At 44.7% G+C, this 25,087-nt stretch carries 18 protein-coding genes; 14 read left to right on the plus strand and 4 right to left on the minus strand.

The genetic code is table 11. The features are described 5' to 3' along the window. The first annotated feature begins 45 nt into the window (after positions 1-45). From NC796_RS02850 to NC796_RS02860, 3 genes are all read left to right on the plus strand, one after another. A complete protein-coding gene (locus NC796_RS02850) occupies positions 46-3,303 on the plus strand; it encodes a VCBS repeat-containing protein (protein ID WP_310681943.1) in 3,258 nt (1,085 codons plus the stop codon). 155 nt (positions 3,304-3,458) lie between these two features. Continuing rightward, positions 3,459-4,361: a sugar phosphate isomerase/epimerase family protein gene (locus NC796_RS02855; RefSeq protein WP_310681946.1), complete on the plus strand. Its 903-nt coding sequence runs from the start codon at positions 3,459-3,461 to the stop codon at positions 4,359-4,361. A 94-nt stretch (positions 4,362-4,455) separates the two neighbouring features. After that, entirely contained in the window at positions 4,456-5,652 is a 1,197-nt protein-coding gene (locus tag NC796_RS02860) for a DUF5009 domain-containing protein (RefSeq protein WP_310681948.1), read from the plus strand. A 121-nt stretch (positions 5,653-5,773) separates the two neighbouring features. Here NC796_RS02860 and NC796_RS02865 read toward each other — a convergent pair whose 3' ends face one another. Further along, positions 5,774-7,321, minus strand: coding sequence for a VCBS repeat-containing protein (locus NC796_RS02865; RefSeq protein WP_310681950.1), 1,548 nt, complete (start codon positions 7,319-7,321; stop codon positions 5,774-5,776). A 179-nt stretch (positions 7,322-7,500) separates the two neighbouring features. On the opposite strand from NC796_RS02865, the gene NC796_RS02870 reads away from it, so the two are divergent. The 3 genes from NC796_RS02870 to NC796_RS02880 all read left to right on the plus strand — a co-directional run bounded on the left by NC796_RS02870 (position 7,501) and on the right by NC796_RS02880 (position 11,391). Then, positions 7,501-8,376, plus strand: coding sequence for a sugar phosphate isomerase/epimerase (locus tag NC796_RS02870; RefSeq protein ID WP_310681952.1), 876 nt, complete (start codon positions 7,501-7,503; stop codon positions 8,374-8,376). A 235-nt stretch (positions 8,377-8,611) separates the two neighbouring features. Next, positions 8,612-10,108: a sodium:solute symporter family protein gene (locus NC796_RS02875; protein WP_310681954.1), complete on the plus strand. Its 1,497-nt coding sequence runs from the start codon at positions 8,612-8,614 to the stop codon at positions 10,106-10,108. Between the two features lie 5 nt (positions 10,109-10,113). Continuing rightward, positions 10,114-11,391 carry an AGE family epimerase/isomerase gene (locus tag NC796_RS02880; protein ID WP_310681956.1) on the plus strand — a complete coding sequence of 426 codons (1,278 nt, stop codon included), beginning with the start codon at positions 10,114-10,116 and terminating at the stop codon, positions 11,389-11,391. Between the two features lie 6 nt (positions 11,392-11,397). On the opposite strand, the gene NC796_RS02885 is transcribed toward NC796_RS02880, so the two are convergent. From NC796_RS02885 to NC796_RS02895, 3 genes are all read right to left on the minus strand, one after another. Further along, on the minus strand, positions 11,398-12,384 hold the full coding sequence (locus NC796_RS02885; RefSeq protein ID WP_310681959.1) for a hypothetical protein: 987 nt from the start codon (positions 12,382-12,384) through the stop codon (positions 11,398-11,400). Between the two features lie 17 nt (positions 12,385-12,401). After that, positions 12,402-13,145, minus strand: coding sequence for a DUF1080 domain-containing protein (locus NC796_RS02890; protein WP_310681962.1), 744 nt, complete (start codon positions 13,143-13,145; stop codon positions 12,402-12,404). Positions 13,146-13,283: 138 nt separating this feature from the next. Beyond that, complete coding sequence (locus NC796_RS02895; RefSeq protein ID WP_310681964.1) at positions 13,284-14,360, minus strand: Gfo/Idh/MocA family oxidoreductase; 1,077 nt, start codon at positions 14,358-14,360, stop codon at positions 13,284-13,286. Between the two features lie 487 nt (positions 14,361-14,847). On the opposite strand from NC796_RS02895, the gene NC796_RS02900 reads away from it, so the two are divergent. From NC796_RS02900 to NC796_RS02935, 8 genes are all read left to right on the plus strand, one after another. Next, positions 14,848-15,633: a glucosamine-6-phosphate deaminase gene (locus NC796_RS02900; protein WP_310681966.1), complete on the plus strand. Its 786-nt coding sequence runs from the start codon at positions 14,848-14,850 to the stop codon at positions 15,631-15,633. A 49-nt stretch (positions 15,634-15,682) separates the two neighbouring features. After that, positions 15,683-17,005 (plus strand): Gfo/Idh/MocA family oxidoreductase, encoded by a 1,323-nt coding sequence (locus NC796_RS02905; RefSeq protein ID WP_310681969.1) that lies wholly within the window; start codon positions 15,683-15,685, stop codon positions 17,003-17,005. A gap of 116 nt (positions 17,006-17,121) precedes the next feature. Further along, positions 17,122-18,144, plus strand: a complete 1,023-nt coding sequence (locus tag NC796_RS02910) for a Gfo/Idh/MocA family oxidoreductase (protein ID WP_310681970.1) — start codon at positions 17,122-17,124, stop codon at positions 18,142-18,144. A 212-nt stretch (positions 18,145-18,356) separates the two neighbouring features. Further along, a complete protein-coding gene (locus NC796_RS02915; protein ID WP_310681971.1) occupies positions 18,357-19,736 on the plus strand; it encodes a DUF1080 domain-containing protein in 1,380 nt (459 codons plus the stop codon). Positions 19,737-19,759: 23 nt separating this feature from the next. Further along, positions 19,760-21,085: a Gfo/Idh/MocA family oxidoreductase gene (locus NC796_RS02920; RefSeq protein WP_310681973.1), complete on the plus strand. Its 1,326-nt coding sequence runs from the start codon at positions 19,760-19,762 to the stop codon at positions 21,083-21,085. A 177-nt stretch (positions 21,086-21,262) separates the two neighbouring features. After that, the gene (locus NC796_RS02925; protein WP_409070347.1) at positions 21,263-23,248 is read left to right on the plus strand and encodes a glycoside hydrolase family 3 N-terminal domain-containing protein; all 1,986 of its coding nucleotides are present in this window, start codon (positions 21,263-21,265) and stop codon (positions 23,246-23,248) included. Positions 23,249-23,454: 206 nt separating this feature from the next. Then, positions 23,455-24,492 carry a sugar kinase gene (locus NC796_RS02930; RefSeq protein WP_310681976.1) on the plus strand — a complete coding sequence of 346 codons (1,038 nt, stop codon included), beginning with the start codon at positions 23,455-23,457 and terminating at the stop codon, positions 24,490-24,492. Positions 24,493-24,831: 339 nt separating this feature from the next. Continuing rightward, positions 24,832-25,087: mannonate dehydratase (locus NC796_RS02935; RefSeq protein WP_310681978.1), on the plus strand; the 256-nt coding region annotated here is incomplete at its 3' end.

Genomic DNA, 25,087 nt, shown 5'->3' on the forward strand with positions numbered 1-25,087 from the left:
ATAGGGTGTTCTCCTGTTGAAGAAAAACAAGCAGAGAGATTTGAATTGCTATCTCCAGAGCAAACGGGCATCGATTTCCAAAATGACATTTCAAATACGCCGGATTTAAATATTCAAAACTACGGCTACTTTTATGATGGAGCGGGCGTAGCCTCGGGGGATATAAATAATGATGGGTTGCCCGATCTTTACTTTGTGGGAAATGACCAGGAAAACAGATTGTACCTGAATCGTGGGAATTTCGAATTTGAGGATATTACCGATGCGGCAGGCGTCGGGGGTGGTACTGAGGGTTGGTCTACAGGTGTTACAATAGCTGATGTGAACGGCGATAGATATCTGGATATATATGTTTCGCGGGTTAACTACGCAAATAAGAAGGGGCCAAACCAGCTTTTTATCAATAATGCCGATGGTAGTTTTACCGAGAAGGCCCGGGAATATGGCCTAGACTTTAAAGGATATTCAACCCAGGCAGCATTTTTTGATTATGACAAAGACGGCGATCTGGATTTGTACCTTTTGAATCATTCCTTCCATAGTGAAAATACCAAAGGTAAGGCCCAGATGTTGCGGGAGCGAAGAGATTATCTCGCTGGAGATCGACTCTATCAAAATAATGGAAACAGCTTCGAAGATGTTACTGCCGATGCCGGTATCTACAGTAGTTCACTGGGTTACGGTTTAGGCCTTGCTATAAGCGACATCAACCGGGATGGCTGGCCTGATATCTATGTAGGCAATGACTATCATGAGGATGATTACCTCTATATCAACAACGGTGATGGAACGTTTAGGGAAGCCCTAGAGCATTCCATTTCGCATACAAGCAAGTCTTCGATGGGGAATGATATCGGAGATTTAAATAATGATGGAAGGGTTGAAATTTTATCCCTGGACATGTTGCCCGAAGATCGAACCGTATTAAGATACTCCGGCATCCTGAACTCCTATGGGCGGATGCGAACGGATCTCAGGTTTGGGTACAAACCGCAATTCTCCCACAATACCCTGCAGTATAACTGGGGATCGATTAACAATGAGGAGCCGCATTTTAGTGATATCGGTTTTGCGGCTGGTGTAGCTACCACAGATTGGAGTTGGGCTGCTTTAATGATGGACATGGATAACAATGGCTTCAAGGATATTTATATCACAAATGGGTTAATAGGTCGGCCAACCGATATGGATTATAATTTTTTGCTTCACGAGCAAAGCCAGCGGATCTCTTTTGGTGATGATCAAGTAGAGGAAAATTTGAAACTTATCGAAGAAATGCCAGAGGTAAAGATTCCCAATTATACCTACAGCAACCAGGGTGGGCTTAAATTTGATGATACTTCTGAGGATTGGGGACTTAGTCAACCGGGATTTTCAAGCGGTGCAACCTACGCAGATCTGGATAATGACGGCAGCCTGGACTTAGTGGTGAACAATGTGAATATGACCGCGTTTGTGTATCAAAATAAGAGCATGTCTTTAGAAGAGTCTAGCTACCTGAAAGTCAAACTGCAGGGAAAAGGAAAAAACAGCTCGGGCATTGGGGCTAAGGTTACCCTTCATAGAGGAGAGGACAAGTTTTATCAGGAACAGATTCCTACACGAGGGTTCCAGTCTTCCGTAGACCATACTCTGCACTTCGGCCTCGGTTCAACTGAGTTGATAGACTCACTGACCGTAGTCTGGCCAGACGACTCCTTCCAAACGATTTACCAAGTGCAGGCCAATCAACTACTGGAAATTGCCCAGGACAGCGCTTCCGGTAAATACGATTATGCTAGGTTGAATGAGCGGCAGATGAACGGAGTATTGCAGGATATAACCGATCAGTTTACGATTGATTATCAACATAGCGAAAACAGGTATACCGATTTTAGTCGTGATCCCGGCCTGCCATATATGATCTCCAGGGAGGGGCCGGCTTTCGCCCATGGCGATATAAATGGTGACGGCCTAGAGGACCTATTTCTAGGAGGCGCCCGGGGACAGCCCGGTAGTATTTATTTACAGCAGACGAATGAGTCGTTCTCAAGGTTATCCGCAGATAATTCCCTTTTTGAACAGGACCGGGAAATGGAAGATGTGGCGGCAGTCTTTTTCGAGGCAAACGGAGATGGCAGGCCGGATTTGTATGTCGTCAGCGGGGGAAATGAATTCCAAAATGGAGGGGAACTCATGAGAGATCGTCTGTATCTCAATACCGGGGATGGGACCTTTCTGAGGGCGCCTAAAAATATACCTCCTATACGTACAAACGGGTCTGTGGTGGTAGCCAGTGACTTTAACAGCGATGGCGCAGTGGATCTGTTTGTTGGAGGTCAAACATCACAGAATTACGGACTTTCTCCGGCAAGCTACCTGCTTAAAAATGACGGCAATGGCAATTTTACGGATGTAACTGTTACGGTGGCCCCGGAATTAAGGAACATTGGGATGGTTACGGATGCCGAGTGGTCTGACATGGACGGATCCGGTCATCTGGACCTAGTGGTAGTTGGAGAGTGGATGCCGGTACGCATTTTCAATAATGACGGGGAGAGGCTTACTATGGTAGATGGAGACGAAGGATTGAATCAAACATCGGGTTTATGGTCCGAATTACTAGTCGATGATTTTAATGATAATGGGAGACCTGATATCATTGCGGGAAACTTCGGAATAAATTCTAGGTTGCAGGCCTCTACAGAATATCCGCTCCGTTTATATGTTCAGGATTTTGAGCAGAACGGTCAGATCACTTCTATACTGGCCTATCCCAAAGAGGGCGACTACTACCCGTTGGTACCGGTCAACGAGTTGCTAAATCAATACACGTCGATCTCACTTGGGGAATCAGATTACTCCGAATTTGCTGAGAAGTCGATGACCGAGATTTTTGGAGAAGAGATTATATCCACAGCTGAAATCAAAGAGATTACTACCTTAAGCTCTCAATACATCGAAAATGGAGGGAATACTGGGTATGAGGTTCATGAATTACCGTTCAAAGCTCAGCTATCCCCGGTAAAAGGATTGCATTCCGGAGATTTTGACAGGGATGGAAGTACCGATCTGCTATTAGGGGGTAATTTATTTGCTGTTAAACCATCGATCGGGGGACGCCAGGATGCAAGTTATTGTTTGATGCTGAAAGGGGATGGCAATGGTCAGTTTACGGTATCCGATATCGCAGACAGTGGATTCTATACGAGGGGTGAAGTGCGGGGTATATTCCCTGTTTCTACATCTGAATCAGACCCGGTGATTATGGTTATTAAAAATGATAAGCCGGTCCAGGTTTTCGAGATCACAAATGATGAATGATCGATGAATCGTATGCCAAACACCTGCTCATTTTTTTAAAACTGAATCAGTATCATGGGAATTGCCTGACGAATTCTCATTGGGAAACGGTTGTAGGTAATTTGCCTGATGATAAATTTGGATAACATAAATAAATCACGGGAAAAGGTGGAGATATGATCAGAAGAGACTTTTTGGAAAAATCTATGATGGCAATGGGAGCTCTTTTACCCTGGTACGGGCAAGGGCATTCAATGCATAATGATACGGTATCGGAGGAGAGAAAGATCAAAATTAGTTTGAATGCGTACTCTTTTAATAGTTATCTGCAAGAGGGGAAAATGGACCTTGAAGAGTTACTGCAATATTGCACCGAATTAGGTTTCGACGCGGTAGATCCCACCGGGTACTATTTCCCCGGCTATCCAAATATACCGGATGATTCTTATATCTACCGGATCAAGCGCATGGCTTTTCTAAACGGAATGGAAATTAGCGGAACGGGAATTCGCAATAATTTTACAGATCCCGACCCTTCAATCAGGCAGTCTGATCTCGATCTTATCAGGCAGTGGGTGGAGGTTGCCGCTAAGCTGGGGGCACCGGTTATAAGGGTCTTTGCCGGCCGGGGGATACCACAGGGATATAGGCGGAAGGAAATTGATGGGTGGATTGTGGAGGCTTTAGAAGAGTGTGTGAGTTACGCTGAAGAGTTTGGAGTGATGATTGGAGTTCAAAACCACAATGATTATCTAAAAAATGCCGATCAGGTGCTAAATATTATCAATTCGGTCGATTCCGAATGGCTGGGAATCATTCTAGATGTGGGGAGCTTTTCCACGGAAGATCCATATGAGGATATTGCAAGGGTAGCTCCACATGCTGTTTCATGGCAAATTAAGGAAAACCTGGGGTACGAGGACCGCATCGTAAAAACCGATCTAAAAAAAATTGTCCAAATTCTGCGGGATGTGGACTACAGGGGATATATCCCCATTGAAACGCTGGGCGGCGACCCGATGAAAAAAGTGCCTCGGTTTCTGGAAGAGGTCCAAACGGCTTTATATGAGTCGGGCTAAGAATAGCGGTATAGGACAGTACTTTCGTGTTTATCTGCAAAAGAGGTAGTAGGGATCTAATATGGTTCAAAAAATAATCCAACGGGATTAAAAAATGATGTTATCTGTAATTAGTAAACAATGGAAGCAGATTAAAAACAAGGTTGTTTTCGGTAGCTTATCTTCTCCAAAGATTGATAACGAAGAAGGGATAAAAAAATCAAAGCGATTACTATCAATTGATGCACTTCGTGGCTTTGATATGTTGTTGATTTCAGGCGGAGCCTTATTTATAGGGTTAATGGAGGGCAAAACGGATTACGCGTGGGTGGATTGGATGGCAGGACAGATGACTCATCCGGCCTGGAATGGCTTTACCTTCTACGATTTTATATTCCCCCTTTTCCTGTTTATCGCCGGGGTTGCCCTACCCTTTTCGATAAACAAAGGACTTTCCATAGGGATGGATAAGAAGTTGTTATACCGGAAGGGTTTCCGAAGGATGTTGATTTTAATCGGCCTTGGAATCTTATATAAAAATGCACCCGTTCCAATATTTGAACCATCACAAATACGTTTTGTGAGTGTGTTGGGTCGTATTGGAATCGCTGCTTTTATAACAACGATATTATACCTCAATTTTTCGTGGAAGGAACGGATATACTGGATTACGGGCATCCTGATTTTATACTATGCGGCACTTTTTCTTATCCCGGTTCCAGGCTATGGAGCAGGGGATCTTTCGTTTGAAGGGAATTTGGTAGGATGGATAGACCGGCAGTTGTTACCGGGACGTTTGTTACAAGGCACCTACGACGAGCTTGGATTATTGACGCAATTTCCCGCGCTTTGCTTAACAGTGATGGGCTCGCTGGCCGGAGATTTGTTGCGATCCAACCGGAATGAGAATAACAAACTCTTGCTCCTTTTTGGGGGCGGTGTTTTCTGTATCATAATCGCCCTGATATGGAGTGCGCATTTCCCGATTAATAAACACCTGTGGAGTAGTTCCTATATATTGCTGACTGGTGGAATGGCTTATTTGTTTCTGTTTATATTCTATGGCCTAATTGATGTTCTAAACTACAGGAAATGGGCATTTTTTTTCCAGGTTATTGGACTGAATTCTTTAGCAATCTACCTTGGATATCGGTTTATCAATTTTGAATATACTTCTGATCTCCTGTTTTCGGGAATCTATTCTTTAGCTCCCGTGACTTGGCATGAGGTGTTTGAAGCGTTTGGTGCAATGATATTGGTTTGGTTGGTCTTGTACTTCCTTTACAGAAATAAAATCTTTGTTAAAGTATAGTTACTGAATATTAATGGCATGTAATCCTTGCGTTATACTACCAAATGAATACGGGTACTTACAGGTAAACCCGGTACGTATTACCTTGGTTTAGCAAGTTTTTTTCCTGATTTTTCTGGCGTTAATTTTCTGTACCGTTATTGTTTTCCATTATCAGGAATGGAGGTCCTTCGTCTCTTTCTGTTTGGAAGGTTGATCCCCGGTTGAATAGTCCACGGGCAAAGTTGCCCAAGATGATATCCGGATATTGGTCGTTGTTCCAGTCCAGAATGTCCAACGTTATCCAGCGTCCGTTCTTGGTTGCCGGGTGGTGGATCGGAGTAAATTTAAGTTTGCCGTTATTTTTAAAGATCACAAAACCCTCTTCCGGCTTATTTTCGAAATCGGCGTAAAAGGAAATGGCGGCGATATCCAATTTTCCGTCGCGGTTAAAATCTGATGTCTTGGCATCATAGGCACCGTGCAAGGGGTAAAACCACTTCTGACTGAAACGGTTTTGCCCATCGTTAATATAAATGTAAACTCCATGATAGGGCTTGAAAACAGGAGAATAGTCGGCATTGTCGCCGCTGGTATATAAAATATCAAGGTTACCATCTCCATTTAAATCTACCATCTGAAATGAACTCGATCCATAGGTAATCGGGAACTGTAACAGCTTTTTCTTCTTGAATTCTCCGTCATTCTGGTTGGTGAAAAGATAGATGGTCTGGTCTGCCTGCGTACAAAGTGCGGTTACATCCGTTAATCCATTGCCATTGAAATCGACAAGCTGCGTTTCAATACATCCAGGTGTTTCTATTAGGATGTTTTTGGAGCTGGAATATTGCTCGTTTTCCTTTTTTTTCAACCAGAAGAGCGATCCCGTTCTATGGCCAAACTCGCTTATCAACAGATCTTTTTTACCATCTTGGTCAAGGTCTGCAAGCCGGCTTTCAACCGGCCGCACCAGGCTGTCCACGATCGTTGTGGATGATAAGTATTCATAAGAAGTAGGATCAAATCGGAGATTTTTCACTGATCCCGCGGGATCATTCGAAGGTAGCAAATGGCCTATGTAGGTTATCAGCAGCTCTTCTCTATCTGTTTTATCCATGTGCCGAATGTCTGAAATGGGACTGGCTGCATTGATCTCGTTGATGAGCTTCAGATCATGATCATAAATTGAAAGTTTTTTCAAGTTGGCATCACCCACGTAAAACCGCTTATGGAGCGGATCAAATCTGGCGACAGTAACCAGTGGCGATTCCGCACAGGCGGAGTTAGAGAACCTAGCCGCAAATGAAAAGGACCCGGTAACTATGTTATTTTCCTTCGGGGATCGATGTAGTTCTTTAGGGGCTTCCTCCGCGTAATAGTTCAATATTTCCTGCCATTCAATAGTGGTTAAGCGGGGGCTATCCGGGTAATAGTTTGGTGGAAGATAAGTATCGTTTTCGGTGGGATAGGTTGTGAATTTATGCCTGAATATTCCCAGATGCGGCGCCATAGCCGGTAATACAGATTCGGCCCATTGTTCTTTGGGTAGCAACGAGGGATCGGGAAATGTATGGCAGCTGGAACAATGGGTAACAGCCAGTTGTCGTCCTTTCGTAACTTCGGTGTCTGTGAATTGTTGAACTATAGAAGATGATTGGCCAAAAAAGTACAGGGACAGGCCAATCAGCATAAACGCTAATAAGATTAAAAGTAAGGTCCTGATTCTACTGGTAAATCTCATGATGCTCCGGTCCTGTATAACGCTGGTAATAACACGACTGACAGTATAAATAATTTTTATCTAAAAGATATTTTAGTTAATTAAGCATGGGGAAATATCTGTTAATATTGAATAAAGAGATGGTGATTATGATAAAAAATATAATTATTGGGATAGGATTATGTCTTGCAGCAATAAGCTACAACTCAACCTTGGAAACCGCCAACGCACAGGGAAATCAGCAGTTTACAGAGCCCGGTGTGGTTTCCTACACATTCCGGCATCAGTTTGAAGAAGATGTGCCAGGAACACTTGATCTCATCAAAGGGATGGGAATTAGAAATATCGAATTCTCCAGCCTTTTTGGGACCAACGCAGATGAACTTAGGTCAATGATTGACGAAAGAGAACTGATTTGCACTTCGTTCGGAGTGGGCTATAATGATCTTGTGAACAATACCGAGGAGGTTATTGAAAATGCTCGTACGTTGGGGGCAAAATATATTCGCGTAGCGTGGATCCCACACGATGACTCTTTTTCAATTGAAGACACCAAAAGAGCAGCCTCCGACTTTAACCGTGCTGGCCAAAAGATTAGTGAGGCAGGACTTTATTTCGCCTATCACAATCACGGTTATGAATTCCGTCCCTATAAGGACGGCACGCTGTTCGATTATCTTGTTGAGAATACTGATCCGGAGTATGTCAGTTTTGAGATTGACCTGCTTTGGGTTGCCCATCCTGGTGCTGATCCCGTGAAACTTCTGAAGCAATATCCGGATCGGTTTAGGCTGATGCACCTAAAAGACCTAAAAAAGGGCGCAAAAAGTGATTTTTCGGGAAGTGCGCCCGAAGAGTATGATGTTCGCTTGGGTACCGGTCAAATCGATTTTACCGCAGTAATGGATGCTGCAAAGGATACGAACATTGAGTACTACTATATTGAAGACGAAAGTTCAGATGTCATTGAAAGAGTACCCAAAAGTATTGTCTACATAAATGAGGTTATATCGAGCATCGAATAAATATAACCTAGGGTGCAATTTGAGATCTTCCTCACCGGTTTGGATTGATGGAGTTCCCCTAAATGCCAATCTGTTATAATGGTTTTTGCTCGGGATGGTGTTAGGGTTCCCAAGTCTATATATCGTAACGCATTTTGCAAATAATAGTTGGAATAAGCATGGTTGGCGTTTTGCTAGAGACAAAGTTATGCCTCTCAGCGATTAATCATTCATGTTCGGATAAAGTATATAAAATATGCAACAACTTGATTGGATTGTAATATTCTTATTCTTCCTGGTAATGGTGATAATCGGATTTTGGTCATTTCGGGAAGTAGACGATTCTGGAGATTTTTTTGTAGCAGGCGGCAAACTGCCTTGGTGGCTATCAGGTATATCTCACCACATTTCAGGCTACAGCGGGGCTGTTTTCGTCGCCTATGCCGGTCTGGCATACACACATGGTTTTACTATTTATATCTGGTGGGCATTTACAATCGCTATCGGAATATTTGTTGGATCTGTTTTTATTGCACCGCGCTGGTCACGTTTGAGAGCCAAATTGAATATTGAATCTCCCACGGAATATTTAAAAACGAGATATAATCTACAAACCCAGCAGTTAATGGCGTGGTCGGGAGTGCTACTCAAGCTGTTTGATGTGGGAGCAAAATGGGCGGCGATCGCGGTACTGTTAAACGTTTTTACAGGTACCTCCCTAGTTGTGGGAATTCTGTTGGCCGGTGGGATTTCCCTGATTTATATTACAGTAGGTGGACTGTGGGCCGATGTTTGGACCGATTTGGCCCAGTTTGTAGTACAGATTGTGGCCGGTTTGGCCATGTTTTTCATTGTCCTCGACATACTGGGGGGAGCCAGCTCTCTCTTTACTATATGGGATCAGCTTCCGGAAGCCAACGGGCAGCTGTTTAATGATCCATATACCCCTGGTTTTGCTCTAGCTTTTCTCTTCATCAATCTGCTAAGTTATAATGGTGGAACCTGGAATCTAGCGACCCGCTATATATCTTCGCCCTCAGGTTCTGATGCCCGGAAAGCTGCTCTTTTATCAGGCGTTTTATATCTGGTATGGCCCCTTATCCTATTTTTTCCGATGTGGGCGGCGCCTATAATTCTGCCGAATCTGGAGGACCCCACGCAATCATATGCTCTAATAACGCAAGAACTGCTTCCGCCAGGAATGGTTGGACTAGTATTGGCTTCAATGTTTGCCAATACGATGTCAATGACATCATCAGATTCAAATACTATTTCTTCGGTTATCACGCGTGATATACTCCCAAATTTATCAGACCGGTTTAAAAATTTGAAAAAGAAAAAATCACTACAGGTAGCACGGTTGTCAACCTTTGCATTTACTGCTTTAACGTTGGTCATTGCGATTAATGCCGATTCATTTGGAGGTGTATTGGGATTAATAATAAGTTGGTTTGCGGCAATCGTAGGGCCAATATCTGTACCTATGATCCTGGGCCTGCTACCTGCTTTCCGTCATTGTAACTCCAGGACCGCAATTATATCAATTGTTGCAGGACTTCTGGCATTTGTAGTATCAAAATACGCCTTTGATTCTCCACAGGTGGTAGAAATTGCCTCCCCACTGTTTGTATCTTTCTTACTTTACGTAACAATGGGCTGGTTCAACCGAAATAATAAGGTTCCAGGTGAAGTGGACGAGCTACTGGATAAGCTGAAACTTGATAAACATGAATTATTGGAAGAGACAACATAAGTTAGGTGAGTGGAAGTTTGCTTGAATTTTATAGGGAGCATGTCCAAGAAGTAATACTGCCTTTTTGGAAAAAGGCAGTCGACAAAAAAAAGGGAGGGATTTATACGTGTTTTAACAATGAGGGGGATAAGCTTCTAAACACAAATAAGTATACCTGGTCTCAGGGTCGGTTTATTTGGTTATGGTCGGAAGTGGTCCGTATGATTGGTGAAGGAAAACTGGAAGGTGACCGTAAAAACTATCTGGCAAACCTCCATAAAAGTATTGATTTCGTGGAGGAGAATGTATTCTTGGAGAATGGTAACTGTGTGTACTTACTTGCGGAGGATGGTCAAAAGAAGAAAAGCAGTCACTCTGAAGTATATGATTCCAGTATTTACGCCGATTGTTTTATTGCTCTTGGTCTGGCTAAATATGCCCACCTTACCCGAAATTCCGAGCGTTTTGCTAAAGTGGTTGAACTGTATACCCGAATTAGGGAACGCATAAAAAAGGGAACTTTTAAAACAGAGCCCTACCCCATTCCAGCTGGATATAAAGCGCACGCCATCCCTATGATCATGTTGAATCTGAGTCAGGAGATGGCCGAAACAGCGCAGGACTTGCAACACCCATTTGCTGATACCCTGTTACGTTACAGCCTGGAATATATGAAAGAAATAATGGAAGGATTTTGTGATGAAAATGATAGGATTATCGAAATACTGCCAGAGGACCAATCGAAAGGAGTGGAGACGATATTAAATCGTCATTTGAACCCGGGACATGCGATCGAATCGATGTGGTTTGTGCTCCATACGGCAGAGCGGGAGGGGGTTCCTAAATATACCCGGCAAGCTGTTAAGGCGATTGAATACGCTATTCGGATTGGGTGGGATAAGTATTATGGGGGACTACTTAGATTTTCTGATCTTGGTGGAGGTAAACCGCGAGGCCAAAAAGAAGGTCATGCTTACGAAAAGCTGATAACAGATTCCTGGGATATGAAGCTTTGGTGGCCTCATGCAGAAGCACTTTATGCTACCCTGCTTGCTTATGATATTACCGGAGACCAAGCAATTTTTGACCTCTATAAAAAGATTGAGCGGTATGTATTTGATGTCTTTCCCAACCCCGACACTGAAATAGGCGAATGGATTCAGATTCGAGACCGAAAAGGCATTCCTATTGATGAAATTGCCGCACTGCCTGTCAAAGACCCGTTCCATATTTTACGATCTCTGCTGCTGATCATTGACCTGCTTGAGTCAAAACAGGAGTCAAATTCTGACATAGAACACTAGGTTTTCCTATTTACTGGTGCAAATAAATTTGTGTTCCGTTTCATGATAAAAAATGAAATTTCCCTTCAGGGAAGAGGGATCCACACCGATAAGTTGTAGCGGATTATGAAATCCCAGTTTAAAGATCTCCTCCAGCGATAACATGTCAAGGGATAACAGGTAGTTCATGCATTCCAGAATAGATGAGGAGGAACCTACAAGGTATCCAGTCTCAGGATTGTATAAGCGGCCTGAGGAATCAAGCACCACATCGTTGCCCAGTGTGTTATAGGTACCGGGTGGCATGCCGGCAATCGGGGACGCGTCGCTAACGACAATAGTATTAGCAATCCCCTTAGCTCTAATAACGGTTTTGATAATCGTATCCGGTAGGTGATGACCATCCGTAATAATCATAGCTGTCAGTCTGTCATTGGCAAGACCTGCCCATATAGGGTTATGGTGTCGGTGTAGTTGTTTCGGCACCCCATTCCCGAGGTGGGTGAGAGCCCGGGCTCCAGCCTGAGACATCTTTTCCAGGTCTTCTGCGGTGGCCAAGTGATGCCCCAGGGAAACGGTTATACCAAGATTTTCGGTGGCATGGCGGCACAGTTCAGCGGCCCCTTCAACGTCAGCAGCCACGGTGATCAGTTTAATTGTGCCACCCGACCAGTTCTGCATCTGATCAAGCAGATCTATATTTGGGCGTCGGATCCAGTCGGCGTTATGGGCACCCCGTGCTCCCTCAGCTGCCGACAGGAAAGGCCCTTCTACATGAAAACCGAGTAATCTATCCTCAAGTCCATTACATTTTACAGCTTGTGACATCAGGCGCAGGTTGCGCTCAAAAACCTCAAGGGGAGAGGTAATGATCGTCGGTAAAAGGGCTGCTGTTCCATTATCAAGAAGGGCCCGGCAGGCAAAGGTGAAATCCTCTTCGGTGAGATTAGGACTTGAAAAGTCAACACCTTTGTAACCATTTACCTGCAAGTCAACAAAACCTGGAATGGTCATTATCTAACGTATAGCCTTTATTCAATTTCTCTAATTCTGATATTTTTAAACATCAATTTCTTGCCTGCCTCTTCTTCATCATCAATGCTGTGCAGTTGCAACCCAATAAACCCAGATGTATGCAAAATATCAGAATAATTGGCAGTCTCAATACCATTGATATGAGCGATTATCGAATCATTTTTTGCCATCACTCTCATTGTATTCCATTCATTTTGTTTAAAGGCATTTTGTGCTTTTTCTTTATTCTCCAGCGGTTGCAACCAGCCTCGACCACCTTCTTCGTATAGTCCCCCGGTCCAGGACCTATCTGAAGGATCAATTTCTATTTGGTATCCATACACTCGGCCGGCTGACCAATCTCTGGTACTGTGTTCCAGGCTCCCCGAAATATAGGCGGTGGTTGTATCCTTCTCATATGTGTTACTTCTTAATTGAACGCCGGAATTGAGATCAGGATTCACTTTAAAATCTAATTCCAGGACAAAATTATCATAGGTTTTTTCAGTGGCCAGAAATGTATTTGGTATTCCCATTTTTGTTTCTCCCACTATAGCACCATTTTCTACATAAAAATTACCTTCTCCACCCATTACTTCCCATCCGTCCATATTTTGTCCATTAAATATAGCGTTCCAACCATTCTGTTGACTTTGGGAGTCGGTGGCTTTTTCATCAGATGCCTCACCACAGGACATCATCAAGAGACTAAAAGAAATGAATAGCAATCTTACCTGAGAATGAGTAGGAAATAAAATCATAACATTTAATATAAAATAGTGATTTTAGTGTGCTAAACTTTTTTAGTCCTTAAAAGCAAAAATTTTAAGGTAATGTTGTGCAATGGTTTATTCAAATTATCAATTGAGATATGCAAGATATATCAATGTTGGTAACATCTAATTACTTGAATTACAATATGGACTGTCCAGGATTTCATCAATATGAATTATTTGTTGCTCATCAGCGGCCTTGTAGAGGGCTTCAACAATGGCCAATGACCGAAGACTTTCAGCACCGGAAACTGTAGGTACTTTGTCGTGGAAGAAGGCTTCCAGGATCGCATCGTACTGTTTCTTGTGATGCTGAAACGTCATTCCCGCCAAGGGACTTGCTGCACCAGCGGATTCAGTCGAATCGCTCTCATCCGAAACCTCTGTTTGATCATCCAACATCGTATGAAGTCTGTCTCCTTTCAGCAGGAGTGTACCCTTAGTTCCATTAATCTCTATCTGACGATCCTGGGGCGGGTCAATAGAGGTTGATGCTTCAAAAACACCAATAGCACCGTTACGGAATTTCAGGCAAGCCACGGCGTTGTCTTCTGCTTCAATGTCGCCATGCGTAAAGGTTCCCTTGAAAGCAGCTATTGAATCAATTCTACCCATAACCCACTGCAGCAGATCTACGGTGTGAATCGATTGGTTGATAACCACCCCTCCGCCATCAAGTTTATAAGTACCTCTCCAGGAGGAATCGCTGTAATATTCTTGTGAGCGGAACCATTTTACAGATGCACTGGCCATCACAATCTTGCCTAATTTTTGTTGCTTAACCAGTTGCCTCATCCGGGTGACATCATCGATAAAGCGGCTTTGGTAGATAACGGCAAGTTTTACGCCGTTTGTTTCGCAGGAATTGATCAGGGATTTTCCACGCTGAATGGAAACCTCGATAGGTTTCTCCACAATAACATGCTTGCCCGCTTTGGCCGCTGCCCGGGCATAATCAAGATGGGTTCCTGTAGGGGTGCAGATGGCAACAACGTCAAGAGCGGTATCAGCTAAAAAATCATCATAGGAGGTAAAAGCAGTAATATCATATTCCTTGGCAAAAGCCCGAATTGTTTGCCGGGTTCTGCTGTAGGCCGATACCAATTTCCCCCGTTTTGTTCGTTTGATTGCTTCGGCGTGGGTGTTAGAGATATTCCCACATCCAACTATTCCTATCCCATACTCTGGTTGATCTGATCCCATAAATACCACTGACTGTATATTACAATTTTGAATGAAAATATTGATTTAAAGAAATTATTCATAGAAAAGCCCTTACTTTCAAAGGAATACCCTTTATAAACTCGTGATCGACCAACAAGGTTGGCAGTTAGAGAATTACTATTCCCCAAGGTAAAAGGAAATGAAAGTTGAAGTTTTTCTATTTTATTAGTAAAAATGTTAGAGCTTACTTATCTGGAAGATAAATGTTGTTTTTTCTTATTTTTTGAAGTGATTAAGTTTTTCCCTTGCCTGTTTTTGGTTTAGTTGATCGTCAAATAAGATTGAAGTATCGATAGTTTTGGGAATATTGATTTTTTAATGGGATGGTGAATGACCTATCTGGGGATCACAGGAACAGGGGTTTTAAACAGTTAAAACATACAAGATCTGTAAGGAAAGCCTATGAGCCTTGTAAAAGATAAGGCAGGCACATCAATTTAAAATCTAATAATAGAAGTATGTATTTATGATGGAAAATAGTCTTACGCTCCAGTCCAAAGTCGATTCTTTAGCGATTAAAGTGTACAGGGATGATACTTCGATGGGTCGGGCCGCCGCATCTTTTGTTGCTGATCAGATAGCAAAGGTCCTGGAACGGAAGGAGTTTCTAAACCTTATGCTAGCAACAGGAGCATCTCAATTTTCCTTTTTGGAAGCTTTTAAAAAGAACAAGGACATCGAGTGGTCCAGAATACGAACATTTCATCTGGACGAATATATAGGGCTGAGCCTTACCCACAAGGCTAGTTTCCGAAAATATTTGCAAGACCGCATTATTGATGACGTGCAGCCTAAAGAAGCTTTTTTTCTACAGGGCGATACGGAGGATATCCAACAAGAGATTGAGCGGTATGAAAATCTTTTAGAGAAATATCCGATCGATGTGGCCTGTATCGGAATCGGGGAAAATGGGCACATTGCTTTTAATGATCCTCCAATAGCCGATTTTGAAGATCCTAAAATGGTTAAGGTTGTGGAACTGGACGAACAGTCGCGTCGACAGCAAGTGGGCGAAGGCTGGTTCAACGGTATTGATGACGTTCCTACGCAAGCACTTTCATTGACTATACCGGCGATTATGGCTAGCGGGGTGATCAGTTGTGTCGTGCCCGATCGTCGCAAAGCGCAGGCTGTACATAATGCTCTTTATGGGCCGATCAGTACTGATTGTCCCGCTTCTATACTTAGAACCCATGATAACGCTGTGCTCTTTTTGGATGAGGCATCAGCCGAAGGCTTAAAAGGAAGCTAACACAATTATAACTCAATAGGTAACTAATCAATCGATTATGGAAGATAGGATGAAACGGCGAGATTTTATTAAGAAAATTTCAACGCTCGGAGTTGGTGTAGGGCTTGTGGGAAGTAGTGCTCCCCAGGTATTCGCTGGCGGCTCACCCAATGAAACGATTGTGGTGGCTGTGATGGGAACAAACAGCCGGGGCGCAGCACTGGCTCAGGGATTTGCAAAGTTGCCGGGGGCTGAGGTTGGCTACATCTGCGATGTGGACGATAAGGCCATAAAAAATGGAATTGATGCCGTTCGCGAAGGAGGCCAGAAGAGAACGCCAAAGGGCGTTAAGGATTTCCGCCAAGTTCTTGAAAACAAGGACCTTGATGTGCTGGCGATTGCGGCACCGGATCATTGGCATACACCAGCCGCCATATTAGCCATGAAAGCGGGCAAGCACGTATATGTTGAAAAGCCCTGTAGCCATAATCCACGGGAGGGTGAATTGCTGGTTGAAGCTCAACGGAAATATGGTAAGGCCGTTCAGATGGGAAATCAGCGAAGGTCATGGTCGAATGTTGTGCAAGGAATCCAAGAGGTTAAAGAAGGTGCAATTGGCAACGCGTATTTTGCGCGAGCATGGTATGCCAACACCCGGGGATCCATCGGTCACGGAAAGCCTGCGCCGGTACCGTCCGAACTAGATTTTGAGCTCTGGCAGGGTCCTGCACCCCGCAAGGAATATCGTGATAATTTGATCCACTATAACTGGCACTGGTTCTGGCACTGGGGGACCGGCGAAATATTGAATAATGGAACTCACTTTGTTGATCTCTGTCGCTGGGGGCTTGAGGTAGACTATCCAGAACAGGTTAGTTCAAACGGTGGGCGATACGCATACGATGATGACTGGGAGACACCCGATACCCAGATTACCTCATATGATTTTAAAGAAGGGAAGACTATAGCCTGGGAGGGCAGAAGTTGCAATGGACAGAATATAGAGGGGAATTCAGTCGGAGCCTCTTTTCACGGTACAGATGGGAGTTTGGTTATCCATGGCAATGGGTATTCCACCTTCGACAATGATGGTAATAAATTAAAGAGTGTTACGCTTGACAATGAAGATGCCCTGGATACAAGCGGTCCAGGATTTGATCTAGATGCCGATCACCTCGCCAATTTCAGGGACGCTATCCGTAAGGGCACGGAATTGAATTCGCCCATAGATGACGGGAACATTAGTGTAGTACTTTGCCAGCTCGGAAATATTGCTCACCGTACCGGCCGAACACTCAACTGTGATGTCGAAACAGGGCGAATTATAGGAGACGAGGAGGCGATGTCGCTTTGGGGAAGGGAGTATGAGCCTGGTTGGGAGCCTTCCGTTTAAATGCTAATAGGCCGTTGTCTCAACAATGCATTTGGGAGATTTCATAACGGCTGGAATGCACTGTCCCATAAATTATAATTTGTCAATTTTAAAGAAATAAAATGGACGAAATCATTATGAATACCTCAGTGGATCGGAAAGATTTTCTAAAAATGGCTGCTTCGGCTGGGCTTGGCCTGAGTATAAAAGGACCGGTAGCTTTATGGGGCAAAAAATCAGAAAATATTGAAATGAGATTGGGAATTATTGGCTTGGATACCTCACACAGCATTGCGTTTACTGAAGCGCTCAATGATCCAAATGTTAATTCTGATCTGGCAGGATTTCCGGTGGTGGCAGCCTATCCCAAAGGTAGTTTAACAATAGAATCCAGCTACAGTAGAATACCAAAGTATACCGAGCAGGTACAGGATTTAGGCGTAGAAATTGTTGATTCAATTGATGAATTGCTTGAAAAGGTTGATGCCGTTTTGTTGGAAACAAATGACGGAAACCGTCACTTGGAGCAGGTTCTTCCCGTATTTAAATCAGGAACTCCTGTATTTATCGACAAGCCGATAGCAGGGTCGCTTGAAGATGCAATCGCAATATTTGATGCTTCAGAGCGCTATGGCATCCCTACATTCTGTTCATCATCGCTGCGGTACATGGAAAATGCCCAGGCGATACGGAAAGGGGAGAAAATTGGGAAGGTTACCGGTGCCGATACCTATAGCCCCGCGACGCTGGAGAAGTCACATCCCGACCTATATTGGTATGGTATTCATGGCGTGGAAACCCTCTTTACAGTGATGGGGACCGGTTGTGAAAGTATTACTCGTGTCCATACAGAAGATACCGATGTAGTTGTTGGAACATGGGAAGATGGCAGGATAGGAACCTTCCGCGGGCGACGATCCGGCAATCATAGCTATGGAGGGACAGCATTTGGGGAGGAAGGTGAAGCCCAAGTTGGACCTTATACCGGATACAGGCCTTTATTAGTGGAGATCATTAAATTTTTTCGAACAGGTGTTCCCCCGGTAAGTAAGGAGGAAATATTGGAGATATATACCTTTATGGAAGCAGCCGATGAAAGCAAACGCAGGGGCGGCCTCGAGGTATCTATGGAAGAAGTTTTCGAGAAGGCGGCTGGCTAGAAGCCGAATGGTACAATAACCGATCACAAAGTTTAGGTTTACCATGCAATAGTTCTCATATGTATTATGGCAAAAAAATTTTTGACTAAATGCAATCGATTGCATTTATTAATAGTCAATCGTCGGGTGGAAAGGGATGCAAGGTGAGTATTCCTGTCTCCTTTAATTCAAGCATATTGCTACCATAAAAATTAACAAATCTATTTTTTGATATGCGTTTACAAACTACAGTTCTCTTTTTTTTACTGCTACTAACACCTTTATTTCTGCAGGCTCAGGCGGATGGATGGGTCGATCTATTTGATGGAGAAACACTAAACGGCTGGTCTCAAAAAGGTGGCAATGCTCCCTATGCAGTCCAGGATGGAATGATTGTCGGCAAAACTATTAGTAATGAAGAGAATTCATTTCTGACTACTAACGACGAATATGACGATTTTATCCTTGAGTTCGAGGTATGGGTTGATCCTCAGGTTAACAGCGGCGTACAGATTCGAAGTCTGAGTTCTCCTGATTATCGGGATGGCCGAGTACATGGCTACCAAGTCGAATTAGATCCTTCACAACGTGCCTGGTCTGGCGGGATCTATGATGAGGCACGCCGCGGATGGCTCTATCCAATTACGCAAAGTGAGAAATCTCAAGAGGCGTTTAAAAATGGCCAATGGAATAAGATTCGGGTGGAAGCAATAGGAAATTCAATAAATACTTGGATCAACGACGTTCAGTGTGCCCGTCTTGTAGATGATATGACTGCCAAAGGTTTCATCGCTCTCCAAGTGCATTATCCCTATATGGAAGAGATGGTAGGTGGCAAGATAAAATGGCGCAATATAAAGATCCGTACTAAAAACCTTGAAGAAAACCGACGCAAACCTGACACGCAGGTTAAAGAAATCAGTTATCTGAAAAATGAACTGACCGAACTGGAAAAACGTCATGGCTGGCGCTTGCTCTGGAATGGCAAAACGAGTTATGGCTGGCGCGGAGCAAAAATCGATCATTTCCCCAAAAGTGGATGGGAAATGAGTGACGGGATACTCACCATACAGGAAACCGATGGTGGGGAGTCCACGGGACCTGGTGATATTGTAACCCAAAATGAGTTTAGCAATTTTGAACTTGAACTCGAATTTAAAATCTCCAAGGGAGCTAATAGCGGGATAAAGTATTTTGTAGATCCAGAACTTAATCAGGGTCCCGGTTCGGCTATCGGAGCGGAGTTCCAGATTTTGGATGATGAAAACCATCCAGATGCCAACGCAGGTATAGCCGGAAACCGTAAGGTGGGTTCTCTTTACGACCTGATTGCGGCTCGTAACCTATCAGTTCCTAGTAGGGGTAAGCCTTTTAATGGTGTTGGCCAGTGGAATAAGGCACGTATCGTCTCCAAAGACGGGCATGTTGAACACTGGCTCAACAATATAAAAGTAGTCGAATATGATCGGTTTTCCCAGATGTTTACAGCACTGGTAGCATACAGCAAATATCAGAAGTGGGAAGATTTCGGGCAGTGGCCACAGGGACACATACTGCTGCAGGATCATGGAAACGAGGTACACTATCGAAGTATAAAAGTTCGAGAATTTTAAAAATTAACTTAAAAGGAAATATTATGGGATCACGAAAAGATTTTATCAAAAAAACGACATTTGGAGCAGGTGGTCTTGCTATGGGCCTCTCAGCCAAAAGTTATGGCCGGGTGCTAGGAGCCAATGATCGTATTCATGTAGCATTCATGGGCTGTGGTCGACGTGTTGGGGCCTACTATGAAAGCTTGTCGGAACCTTTTAACACCGAACTGTCCTATATCTGTGATGTAAAGCAAAGCCAGCGAGAAAGGGTCGCAAATGATCTGAAGGAAAACTTGTCTTATTCTCCAAAACTGACAGATGATATTCGTCGGGTACTCGATGATTCTAATGTTGATGCCATATTTAATGCCACTCCTGATCACTGGCATGCTCCCGGTGCGATTATGGCATTGAAAGCCGGCAAGCATGTGTATGTGGAAAAGCCGTGCAGTCACAATCCACGTGAAAGTGAGTTGCTGGTTGAAGCTCAGAAAAAATATGATAAAGTGGTTCAAATGGGTAACCAGCAGCGTTCCGCCCCGCATACTATTGAAATTATAGATGAGATCCACAATGGTGTCATCGGTCATGCTTATAAAGCTGTAGCATTTTACAGTAATCGCCGGGGAGAAGTACCTAATCGCTCTCAGCAAGCTCCGCCCTCAGATTTGAATTGGGAGCTGTTCCAAGGTCCGGCTCCAAGAGAGGCCTACCATCACAATACTTGGGACTACAACTGGCACTGGTACGGCTGGAAATGGGGTACGGCCGAAACCGGTAACAACGCCACCCACGAGGTGGATGTCGCCCGGTGGGCTCTGCAGGTAGATTATCCAAAACATATTTTTGTAGATGCTGACAAGCAGCACTACCCTGAGGACGGTTGGACGATGTATGACACCATGTATGCTACGTTTGAATTTCCTGGTGAGAAAGTTATCAACTGGGATGGTAAAAGTCGTAACGGGCTCGACACGTATGGCAGTGGTCGAGGAACGATTATTTATGGTACCGAAGGCTCAGTATTTGTTAATCGTGGTGAATACAAATTATACGATCGTGCTGGTGATTTAGTACGCGAGAAATCCTCAGGCGGTAGTGAGCAGGGCACAGCACTAGGCGGTGGCGGCAGCATGTCAACACGGCATGTGGCCAACTTCTTGCAAAACATACGAGGAGAGGCTGACCAGCAGAACTCACCGATTGATGAAGGTGCCAAAAGTGTGCACATGTGTCACTTGGCAAATATTGCATGGCGTACTGGCAAATCTTTTGATGTGGATACCTCAACCGGTCATGCCTATGATCGCAAAGCCATGGAGCTTTGGGGGAGAGACTATGAGCCTGGTTGGGAACCGAAAATTTAAAATTAGAATATTCGGTAGAGTGTGGGCCAAGTATGCATAGTCTGTATGCTTGGCCTTTTAATAAAGCGCAACAATACAATCTGATACTCATAAGAGATATCCCATATGAAAATATTCAGTTCAAAATATGGCTCGGTAGTTATAATTGGTGCTATTCTATCACTTGTAGGTATTAGAATGCTATCGGTACCTGTACAGACCCAACCGGTTCAGCAGTCATTGGAGGCGCGCGGATCTGAGTATATCTATAAGGATGGCCTGCAGTTCAAGGACCTGAATAAAAATGGAGCTCTTGATCCCTATGAAGACTGGCGCCTGCCCGTACAAGACCGTGTGGATGACCTGTTGTCACAGATGACCATCGAGGAGAAAGCGGGCATGATGCTCATAAATACGCTAAATGCAGAAGCGGATGGGCGTCTTTCGGATCGTGCAGTTCGTTATATCAATGAGGAAAAAATGACTCGTTTTATCTTCCGGAATCCTGTAACCAGTACTCCTGATAATTCAGAAGACCTGGGATGGGGAGGCGCTGAGATTACTCCATACCAAGCTGCCCAGTTCATGAACCTGATGCAGGAGATGGCCGAATCCACCCGATTGGGTATTCCGGTACTGTTTAAATCCAACGCCCGGAATCATTATGATCAGAATGCAAAAGCGGGCATTAATGTATCAGCTGGCTCTTTTTCCGAATGGCCTAAAGAGGCGGGTTTGGCCGCTACGCGTGATATGGACCTCATCGCTGATTTCGCCCAGACTATGAGAAGCGAGTGGACAGTAATTGGGCTAAGAAGCATGTATGGATATATGGCAGATCTTGCCACAGAGCCGCGTTGGTATCGGGTCCATGAGACCTTCACCGAAGACGCTGATTTGGCTACCGATATCATCCGAATTTTGGTCGAAAACTTGCAGGAAGAAAAGCTTAATGCAAATAGTATTGCGCTAACTCTTAAGCATTTCCCGGGTGGTGGTCCCCAGGAAGGGGGCGGAGATCCCCATTACGAATATGGTAAGAACCAGGCCTATCCGTCGGGTAATTTTGACTATCACCTGAAGCCATTTAAGGCGGCTATCAATGCGGATGTCTCTGCTATCATGCCGTATTATGGCATACCCATCGGGCAGAAATACAAGCCGAATGATGTGGGGATGGCGTTTTCCCGGGGTATTGTTACAGAACTACTGAGAAATGAACTCGATTTTGAGGGTTATGTTAATTCTGATACGGGCATCATCGGCGAACGTGCGTGGGGTCTGGAGGATCAAAGTATAGATGAACAACTTGCTGTCGCTATTGGTGCAGGAACAGATGTACTGTCAGGTTTTGATGACAAGGATGTGATACTGGATCTCCTTAACAAGGGAGAAATAACCGAGGACCGGGTGGACATCTCAGTCCGTAGACTTCTGAGAGAGCAGTTTGAACTCGGATTATTTGAAGATCCTTTTGTTGATCCGGATCGCGCGGCGTACCTGGTTGGTAACCGTGTCTATCAAGCCAAAGCGGAAGAGGCACAGCGAAAATCGATCGTCTTGCTGGAAAATAAGAATGGTCTATTACCTATAGCGTCTCCTACAGAAGAGAAGCCTGTTTTATTATATACAATGGGTATGGATCCGGACGTAGTAAGCCATGAAAGATGGAATGGGTATGAGGTCGTTTCAGGGGATTACAGTTCCCAGCTGGGAGAAACGCGACCCGGAATACCAGAAGATACTGATTATGCGATTATTAGAGTTAATGTGATCAATAAAGGCGCCGGGATGTTTGGGGGAGCGATACCGGAAGAATTGGATATGCTGGCATTCTCCGATATGGTTGGGGCAAAATCGTGGGAAGTGTCACCCTCGGTGGAAGATATTCGGGCCGTCATGGAAGAGGTCGGTTCTGAAAAAACTATCCTTTCCATTTACTTTCGCCAGCCGTTCGTAATAGATCAGGCCAGCGGCATGAGGGATGCCGGGGCTATACTCGCCACGTTTGGTGTACGGGATGCAGCCATTATGGATATATTGACAGGAAATTACCCGCCTGAGGGGAAACTGCCATTTGCCCTTGCTAACAGTCCGGAGGCTATTATAGAGCAGGCTCCGGATGCTCCCGGATATCCTGAAGAGTATACCCTATATCCTTTTGGCTATGGTTTGAGCTATTAAATGGTTCGGCAATTTTAAAGCTAAAACTGTAGGATAGATTACAAAGAAACAAAAACCGATTTATTTGATCTTTATAAATGATTTCAAGCCTTCATATTCATCTAGAGTATACCTTTTTGTATTGATCGAAATGGGCTACGATTTTGAAAATCAACAAAATTATTTGAACTAAAACTTTGGTTGAAAAACTATTTAAACAATTTGATATGAAGAAAGTAGTAACCTTCGGGGAGATTATGCTCCGGCTGACGCCGCCGGGTAATCTCCGGTTTTCACAGGCTAACTCATTCGATGTGGTCTACGGCGGCGGGGAGTCCAACGTGGCCTCTTCGCTGGCCACCTTCGGGCTGCCGGCCGAGTTCGTCACCCGCCTGCCGGACAACGATATCGGCCGCTGCGCGCTGGGTGAGCTCCGCAAGCGCGGGGTCCAAACCGACAATATCGCTTGGGGCGGAGAACGCCTGGGCATCTATTTCCTGGAGATCGGGGCCGTCAGCCGCGGCAGCAAGGTGGTCTATGACCGGGCCCACTCGGCGATCTCCACTATCGAAAAAGGAATGATCGACTGGGAAGAAGTCTTCGCCGATGCCCAGTGGTTCCACTGGACCGGCATCACCCCGGCGATCTCCCAGGGGGCCGCCGACGCGACCAAAGAAGCCATTGAAGCGGCGAATGAGTTAGGAATTACCGTCTCCACCGACCTGAACTACCGCGCCAAGCTGTGGAACTACGGCAAGCAGCCCGGCGATGTGATGCCAGAGCTGGTGGAGGGGTGTGACATTATCCTGGGCAACGAAGAGGACGCCGAGAAGCACTTCGGCATCCATCCCGACCAGGTGGACGTAACCCAGGGGGGAACTGTTGAATCGGAGGCCTACCGGGCCATCTGCGAGCAGCTCTACGAGCGATTCCCGCGCTCCAAGAAGATCATTACGACCCTGCGGGGCTCGATCAGCGCCTCCCACAACACCTGGTCGGGGGTGCTCTACAACGGGGAGGAGTTCCTGACCACCGACACCTACGACATCACCCACATTGTGGACCGCGTGGGCGGGGGCGACTCGTTCATGGCGGGCCTCATCTACGGGCTGATCACCTTCGACGGGGACGACCAGAAGGCCCTGGACTTTGCGGTGGCCGCCTCCTGCCTGAAGCACACCATCTACGGGGATGCCAACCTGTCGACGGTCGAAGAGGTGGAGAAGCTGATGGGCGGAGATGCCTCCGGACGCGTCTCACGGTAGAAAGATTATTTAAAATCTAGTTATCCCAAGGAGGGGGATGTCCTACCCTAAATGATAGCTATCCCCATTGCTATCGCCCCCCTCCTTTTCCTAATTACTAAAGTTTGTATTACGATTCTTAAAAGGATTTAGATGAAGTTCATTATAAAATATAAACTCGAAAATAATGATTAAACAGTTCAAATGAACCAAAACAGTACTTCTATTTGGGTGGTTACATATCATCATTTAGAAGCAGAATTGTTCTCAAGCGTAATTGGTGAAAATCTAAAACTCTTTACCTGAAAACAGGCTTGGCTATTTTAAAATATATTTAAATTAAATTAAGGGATTGATACTATGCAATTTGAGCAGACTTGGCGATGGTTTGGATCCTACGACACCATAAAGCTCTCCGAAATTAAGCAGACCGGGGCTACCGGGATCGTTTCAGCCCTACATCACCTGCCGCATGGAGAGGTCTGGACTGTTGACGAGATCCAAAAACGGAAGCAGGAGATCGAAGATGCGGGTATGACATGGTCGGTAGTGGAGAGTATTCCTGTTCACGAAGATATAAAAAAACAGACCGGGAATTATAAACAATGGATCGAAA

This window comes from Aliifodinibius sp. S!AR15-10 (assembly GCF_031569985.1).
Classification (GTDB): domain Bacteria; phylum Bacteroidota; class Rhodothermia; order Balneolales; family Balneolaceae; genus JAMQKA01.

What these genes read in the sequence shown, in the direction of transcription:
- NC796_RS02855 (WP_310681946.1), top strand. Translation starts at nt 3,459, where the DNA reads ATGATCAGAAGAGACTTTTTGGAAAAATCTATGATGGCAATGGGAGCT.
- NC796_RS02860 (WP_310681948.1), top strand. Translation starts at nt 4,456, where the DNA reads ATGATGTTATCTGTAATTAGTAAACAATGGAAGCAGATTAAAAACAAG.
- NC796_RS02865 (WP_310681950.1), bottom strand. Translation starts at nt 7,321, where the DNA reads ATGCTGATTGGCCTGTCCCTGTACTTTTTTGGCCAATCATCTTCTATA.
- NC796_RS02870 (WP_310681952.1), top strand. Translation starts at nt 7,501, where the DNA reads ATGATAAAAAATATAATTATTGGGATAGGATTATGTCTTGCAGCAATA.
- NC796_RS02875 (WP_310681954.1), top strand. Translation starts at nt 8,612, where the DNA reads ATGCAACAACTTGATTGGATTGTAATATTCTTATTCTTCCTGGTAATG.
- NC796_RS02885 (WP_310681959.1), bottom strand. Translation starts at nt 12,384, where the DNA reads ATGACCATTCCAGGTTTTGTTGACTTGCAGGTAAATGGTTACAAAGGT.
- NC796_RS02890 (WP_310681962.1), bottom strand. Translation starts at nt 13,145, where the DNA reads ATGATTTTATTTCCTACTCATTCTCAGGTAAGATTGCTATTCATTTCT.
- NC796_RS02895 (WP_310681964.1), bottom strand. Translation starts at nt 14,360, where the DNA reads ATGGGATCAGATCAACCAGAGTATGGGATAGGAATAGTTGGATGTGGG.
- NC796_RS02900 (WP_310681966.1), top strand. Translation starts at nt 14,848, where the DNA reads ATGATGGAAAATAGTCTTACGCTCCAGTCCAAAGTCGATTCTTTAGCG.
- NC796_RS02905 (WP_310681969.1), top strand. Translation starts at nt 15,683, where the DNA reads ATGAAACGGCGAGATTTTATTAAGAAAATTTCAACGCTCGGAGTTGGT.
- NC796_RS02910 (WP_310681970.1), top strand. Translation starts at nt 17,122, where the DNA reads ATGAATACCTCAGTGGATCGGAAAGATTTTCTAAAAATGGCTGCTTCG.
- NC796_RS02915 (WP_310681971.1), top strand. Translation starts at nt 18,357, where the DNA reads ATGCGTTTACAAACTACAGTTCTCTTTTTTTTACTGCTACTAACACCT.
- NC796_RS02920 (WP_310681973.1), top strand. Translation starts at nt 19,760, where the DNA reads ATGGGATCACGAAAAGATTTTATCAAAAAAACGACATTTGGAGCAGGT.
- NC796_RS02925 (WP_409070347.1), top strand. Translation starts at nt 21,263, where the DNA reads ATGCTATCGGTACCTGTACAGACCCAACCGGTTCAGCAGTCATTGGAG.
- NC796_RS02930 (WP_310681976.1), top strand. Translation starts at nt 23,455, where the DNA reads ATGAAGAAAGTAGTAACCTTCGGGGAGATTATGCTCCGGCTGACGCCG.